The sequence below is a fragment of the Streptomyces lancefieldiae genome (assembly GCF_031845825.1).
GTDB classification, from domain to species: domain Bacteria; phylum Actinomycetota; class Actinomycetes; order Streptomycetales; family Streptomycetaceae; genus Streptomyces; species Streptomyces lancefieldiae.
This window is the reverse complement of record NZ_JAVRFH010000126.1, coordinates 1-5840: the sequence shown is the minus strand read 5'-3', so window position 1 is coordinate 5840 and position 5840 is coordinate 1. Positions and strand designations below refer to the sequence as shown.

Here is a 5840-nt window from a genome sequence, read left to right as displayed (position 1 = left end):
TCACCGGCCCCGACGGACTCACGACCCGGCAGGCGGACATCGTCACCTTCATCGAGCGCACCGTCGCCCGCCAGGGGTACCCGCCCTCGATGCGCGAGATCGGCGCGGCGGTCCACCTCAAGAGCACCTCATCCGTCGCGCACCAGCTCCATGCGCAGCCGCGGATGGAACACCGCCTTCTTCAACAGCAGCATCCGAACCCTGCGCATCGTGACCGGGCACCTGGGCGCCGAGGCTCCCCTACAGGAGAGCGACATCCGGGCCCTGGCCTCTACGAGAGCCGACCTCCAGAGCGCCCGCGTCATCAATTACCTCCGCCAACGCGGCCTGCTCGCCACACAGCCGCCCATCGACCCGCACATCGCCCGCGCCCGGCACCACGCCACCGCCCTCGCCCGCCTGGCCTTCTCCACCGCGGTGCACACCTTCATCGATGTACTCCTCGGCCAGGGCAGCACCTCCAGCCGGGCCCGCAGCCCCAAGACCGTCGAGAACTACGTGGGCGCCATCGTGGGCACCCTCGAAGCGTGGAGCGCCGACGGGCTCACCGATCCCCGCGAGATTACCAAGAAGCACATCGAGGACGCCCTGGACCCGCTCCACGGCGACCAGGCCCGCCGCCTGCACACCGCACTGCGCTCCTTCTTCAGGGCCCTCAGACGCGAACGCCTCGTCTTCCGAGACCCGGCCCGCAGCGTCTCCCTCACCAGCAGCCGATCCGTGCCGACCGCGCTGCCCTCCGACCGCATCGCCGGTCTCCTGGATCGCCTCGACGACCCGCGCGACCGCCTCATGGTCACCTTCGTCGCCATCTACGCCCTCCTCCCCCGGACAGCTCGCCCACCTCCGGCGAACCGACCTCGACCGCAGTATGGGCCAACTGCGCCTGCGCCGGGCGGGACGCATGGACCACGTCATCTACCTCGACGCCTTCACCCTGCGCCTGGTCACCGCGTGGGAGCTCCAGCGCCACCGGCGCTGGCCCGACAGCTCCAACCCCCACTTCTTCGTCACCCGCAACACCGCCGTCGACGACTCCGGCCCGCCCATCAGCGCCGGCGTGGTCCAGTTGCTCTTCCAGCGAGTCGGCCTGCCGGCCGGCCGCCTGCGCGTGGACCGAATCGTCGACGAGGCGCGTCACAGCGCCGACCCCGTCCGGCTGATGGAGCTCTTCGGCCTGTCCAACCTCTCCGCCACCCGCTACGTCCTGTCGGCACATCCGGACAAGAAGAAGGGCCCCATCGCCCCCTAATAGTGCTTCGTCAGGTTGAGGGCCGTCGCGCTGATTCCGTGGACTGGGAGAGGCGGGCGGGCAGCCTGAGAGGCTGAGCCCTGATCACCGCCTATTGCCCGCGGTGCCGCTGCTGGCGCCCGGAATGGGTGCCGGGGCGCTGCCCGACCGAAGTGTGCTTCTGGCTGCCGTTGTTCCAGGAGAGAGGTGATGGCCGGTTCTGGAGCCTGGGTAGGCGGCCGACCGTATCGTGCGCCGCGTACATGGGCCTAGGAAGGGACACGGATGGCCGGAAGAGTATCTACACGATGGGGACGCTGGGTCATCCTCGTCGTGGTCGCCTGCATGGTCGGTGGCACGGCCGTCGCAGTGAGAGAGGGCTGGCTGCCCTGGCAGTCCGAAGGGCAGCTTCGGGTGCGTGTTGGAAGCCTTCCCGACGGCAAGGTCGGGGACGTGACGGTGCGGGGACCGGAAGGCATGACGAAACACGTCACTGAAACCAGCACCCTCACCGGTGTGAAGCCGGGCCAGTACACCATTACTGCAGGCAAGGTGAGCGGCACCGACCACGACCTGTACCCCCCGGACGTGGAGCAGTCTGTCACGGTACCTGCTGGAGGTACGGCATCTGTAACGGTTGACTACGACACGGTCATCCCTCATACGACGAAGCCTGTCGACGTTGCAGATATCCGCGGGGTTGACGGCGCATCAGTCACTATGGCACTCGGCAGCACCACCGCGAAGAAGCTTGCCGTCGGTGACGTGCTCGTGGCTGGGGTCGGCCCGCATACCCCGGAAGGGCTGCTGAGAAGGGTTACCGGCGTCCGCACAAGCGGCGACGGAGTGATCGCAGTAACGAAGCCAGCGACGCTGCGGGAGGCAGTGCCTCAAGGACGCCTCAGCGTGGTGGACGCGCCCGTTGTTTCGCCCGAGTCGGCCGTGCGCCGGAAGGGCGCAGTGAGTCAGGCAGCCTTTGCGGGGACTGGGGTCATGCCGGCGAGCCATCTCGCCCTTGGTGCCGCCACCGCTGAGGAACCTGAACTGGAGGCGGACGGCGAGGGTGGTTTCACGTTCCTGCACAAGTTCAGAGATGGCAGCACAAATCTCGGGGCGGACAAGGATGATCCCAAGAAGGGGGGGCAGTCTTCAGTGCACCAATGGCCTTCTGCTACCGCTGGCAACAGACCTGGCGTTCACGGCCTCCACGCCAAGGATGACCTTGGAGACCAGTTGGGACAAGGGTCGTCAGAAGGGGCTGCGGTGGACGTTGACCGCATCCCAAACGGCCGGGATCGATGCCAAGTCGAACGCCGTAGAAGCCAAGTGTGATGCACGCTGGCTCTACCCAGATCCCAAAAATGACCTCTCCTGGAACCGCAAGAACGACGGATTCTCCCTCGGGACAGTCACGGTCCCCTTGGGGCCGCTGGTTGTAGTGATCCACGTGAAGGGTGCTCTTACCGGCGTCTTCGGCGTAGGTGGCAAACTTGCCGTGAAAGCCAGCCAGAAAGCTCATTTCAAGGCGGGTATTGAAGTTCCGGACGGCGGGAAGGCGAAAGGCATCGCCGACTTCGACAACGAATTCACCGTTGATGGGCCGCCCTCGTTTGAAGCGGAAATGAGCCTCAAGATTGGCGCGCGGCTCACTTTCAAACTGTACGACGTTGCGGGCCCGTATCTGGAGATCACCCCCGGTCTAAAGCTTGTACATAAGGAAGATTTTGGGCAGCAGGGAACCATAAAAACGGAACTGCGCGGTGGCGTGTACACATCTGCGGGGCTCGATCTGGGCTGGCTCGGGTACGAGAAGGGTTCAGTGGAGATCTCGGACCTCTATCACTGGGATCGGGTGCTCTGGGAAAATACTTTGCGCGAGTCTCCGGCCGACAAGGCAGCCCGGGAGAATCCGACCGCCTGCCCTGACGCAGCCACCACGAGGGCGGCGGTAGCGGACCTGAAGGAAGTGACTGAGCCCGAAGACGTGAGTGTGACAGGACGGAAGTGCTGGAGGGATTGGGCGGTCGTCGACTGGGTGCCTGACCTCTATGCGGACCGGGTGTCCGCCACTCTGTTCAAACGCAAGGGCGACAGGTTGACGCCGGCGGTCACGATGCTGGGTGTTGATGGGCCTGCGGGCAGCAGCAGCCATGGTGCGACGTGCACTAAGGTGAAAGATATGAAGGTGCCCGGTGGTCTGCTGGACTACCTGTGCCCGACCAGCACTGGGGCCTCCGCGACCGCAGAATTCAACCCTGCGTCAGCGGACGTATTCAAGTCCGATGGGTACGTTCCGACAGGACGAGAGGGCTTGAAGGAACTCCGTGGTCCTTTGCGTGCTGTGCAGGCGTGCGGGAACTGTGGCCCGGAAGGCGGTGACGGGTCCGCGCAGATCATCATGCTGTTCTACGGAAACCGATACGTCGGCATGGTTAAGGAGGGCACGGCATACAGCTTCCGCGAGTTGGCCGCACAGAACGGCACCCAGATCACCTCTCGCGTACGGTGGGCCACCCCTGAGGACCCAGTGTGCTGTCCCAGCGGCGACGAGGTCACCTATCGGCACACCTGGCAGAACCACCAACTGGTGTACACAGAGTCCGTGTCGAGCGGGCAGTAGCCGCACAACCTTGTACCTGACCGCCCCGCCGCCAGTGCACTTCTGGCCGCGGGGCGGTACTCGTGTGGTTCCGGGCGGGCGCGTGGCACGCTCATACGTTGTTGACAGCGGAGGAGGCGCTCCACGGACGGTGAACTCAACGGGCAACGTGGTATTTACGGGCACGACCCCGTCGGGTTCCTCGCGAGAATGCTCCAGGATTCTGGGAACCCGTCGGTTTCAAGTGCGGGGCGACAGCATGATCGACGCCGCGATCTGCGACGGCGACATCGTCACGGTCCGCCGTCAGGACTCCGCCGACCACGGCGACATCGTCGCCGCGCTCCTGGACGGCGAGGCCACGGTCAAACGCCTACGCCGGGAGGGCGGCCACGTCTGGCTGGTGCCGCACAACCCGGCCTACGCACCGCTGCCGGCAGATGACGCCGCCATCCTCGGCAAAGTCGTCGCCGTGCTGCGCAGCCTCTGACCGGGGCCGCCCGGCCGGCAGGCTCCCGGCGGCGCCGGTTGCGCGCTGGCCGCTCGGTGGCGGGTGGGCCTGCGGGAGCGCTGGTGGGGCGGCTTGACGCCTTGTGCGTGTACCTGGCCGGACGGCCGGCACCCGGGTATGGGCGGGCCGATCCGCTGCCCGGCCCGGTGGTTGAAGGAGGCGACGGCTTCACGCGCGAAGCCACTGCGGGCCTCATCCGCACATACCGGCGTACCGGCGGCCGACCGCTGTTGCCGCAGGCTGATCGCCCGCTCGGGGTCGGTGTCAGTGGTGCCCGCTACCGTTGATGATCCAACGGCTAGCCGCGTACTGCCGTCCGCCGTCGTCACTGGCGCCCCACGCCGCACGGTGACTTTGCCGGTCAAGGTCTCCCGGGGCCCGCGCTGATCTCTGCCTGGTGTGAGTACCGACCGCCGACGGCAGCGTGGGACCGTCGCGCCGAGGAGTACGCCATGCCGAAGAAGCAGTCCACCGCCGCCAAGAAGGCTCGCCGGGCCGCCCGCCAGGGCGCGAAGTACACACCGGCTCTGCGCCAGCATCACACCCCGCGCACCGCGACCGCCCGGCTGACCCCGGGCGAGCGGGGCGCCCTGGAGATGTCGCTCGACGGCCACACCCGCAGCGTGTACAACACGGACAGCCTGCGCAACAGCCTGTCCTGGACGGGCTGGGACATCGTGCCCGGCCAGGACCCGCAGGACCTCTTTCCCGACGGCGGCCAGCTGCAGCTCACCCGCAGCGAGCGGGGCATGCTCGAGGACCAGGCCACGAAGCTGTGGGGCACGGTCCCCTTCCACAAGACCGCCGACGCCTACGCACTGGCCGTCGTCGCCGCCATCCGGGGCCGCGGCGGCCGAATCGCCGACTGGGACGTGAACGTCGATGAGGACCGCCGCATCTACATCACCCTCGGCGAGGACGACGAGGACCGCGAGCCGGGTGAGGACCTGCCGCTGCGCTGGGTGGTGGGGTGGATGGACACCAGCGGCTGGTTCACCTTCCTCGAAGCGGCACCGGACGAATCTCTGGGCAGCTGCCTGAGTGATCTGGCCTGCCCTGTCATGGCACTGCCGGAGGACGTCGCTGCCGAGGTCGCCCACCTGTGGGGAGGAGCACCCGCGGGTGAGCCGCTGCCGGGTCTGGAAGAGCCCGGACGGAACTGGCGCCCGCCCCACGGCTATGTGCAGGACCCGCCGGTGACCGGCGACGCAACGGATGTGGTCCTGGACTTGGAGCGGTCGCTGGCCGCCTACCTCAACCACCCCGCGGCCACCGGCATCCAGGGCGCGTAGCCGTACGGTCAGCGCTGACCCGGCGTTCCGGCCATCGAGAGCTGGGTGCCGGCCACCGAGCCCGAGGCGTTCGGGACCCGAAGCGCACGCGCACGGCTGGCCTTCGCTTTGTATGACCCGGGATCCTGCCCGCGACGCCGCTGAACAGGGCGGAACGGGCAGGATCCGGACAGCAGGAGTGCAGCACGGACCTGATCTGGCCGGACC

5 protein-coding genes and 2 pseudogenes are annotated in these 5840 nt (G+C 67.3%); 6 read left to right on the top strand and 1 reads right to left on the bottom strand.

From position 1 onward, the window contains the following. Nucleotides 1-143 (top strand): annotated as a pseudogene (locus RM812_RS40365) (LexA family protein); the annotation flags it as partial. 97 nt (nucleotides 144-240) lie between these two features. Here RM812_RS40365 and RM812_RS40360 read toward each other — a convergent pair. Next, nucleotides 241-627, bottom strand: a complete 387-nt coding sequence (locus tag RM812_RS40360; protein WP_311585714.1) for a hypothetical protein — start codon at nucleotides 625-627, stop codon at nucleotides 241-243. A 244-nt stretch (nucleotides 628-871) separates the two neighbouring features. Between RM812_RS40360 and RM812_RS40355 the strand changes: the two genes are divergently transcribed. The 5 genes and pseudogenes from RM812_RS40355 (at nucleotide 872) to RM812_RS40335 (ending at nucleotide 5633) form a co-directional block, all read left to right on the top strand. Continuing rightward, nucleotides 872-1252 (top strand): hypothetical protein, encoded by a 381-nt coding sequence (locus RM812_RS40355; protein WP_311585712.1) that lies wholly within the window; start codon nucleotides 872-874, stop codon nucleotides 1250-1252. Between the two features lie 264 nt (nucleotides 1253-1516). Further along, complete coding sequence (locus RM812_RS40350; protein WP_311585710.1) at nucleotides 1517-2563, top strand: hypothetical protein; 1047 nt, start codon at nucleotides 1517-1519, stop codon at nucleotides 2561-2563. Then, nucleotides 2454-3851: an LppP/LprE family lipoprotein gene (locus RM812_RS40345; RefSeq protein WP_311585708.1), complete on the top strand. Its 1398-nt coding sequence runs from the start codon at nucleotides 2454-2456 to the stop codon at nucleotides 3849-3851. The genes RM812_RS40350 and RM812_RS40345 overlap by 110 nt, the downstream gene beginning before the upstream one ends. A 220-nt stretch (nucleotides 3852-4071) precedes the next feature. Continuing rightward, nucleotides 4072-4320 (top strand): annotated as a pseudogene (locus RM812_RS40340) (LexA family protein); the annotation flags it as partial. Nucleotides 4321-4793: 473 nt separating this feature from the next. Further along, nucleotides 4794-5633, top strand: a complete 840-nt coding sequence (locus tag RM812_RS40335) for a DUF6292 family protein (protein WP_311585706.1) — start codon at nucleotides 4794-4796, stop codon at nucleotides 5631-5633. Nucleotides 5634-5840 lie beyond the last annotated feature (207 nt).

Bases quoted from the DNA above. Each gene is read 5' to 3' on its own strand.
- RM812_RS40355 (WP_311585712.1), top strand. From the start codon at position 872: ATGGGCCAACTGCGCCTGCGCCGGGCGGGACGCATGGACCACGTCATC.
- RM812_RS40335 (WP_311585706.1), top strand. From the start codon at position 4,794: ATGCCGAAGAAGCAGTCCACCGCCGCCAAGAAGGCTCGCCGGGCCGCC.
- RM812_RS40350 (WP_311585710.1), top strand. From the start codon at position 1,517: ATGGCCGGAAGAGTATCTACACGATGGGGACGCTGGGTCATCCTCGTC.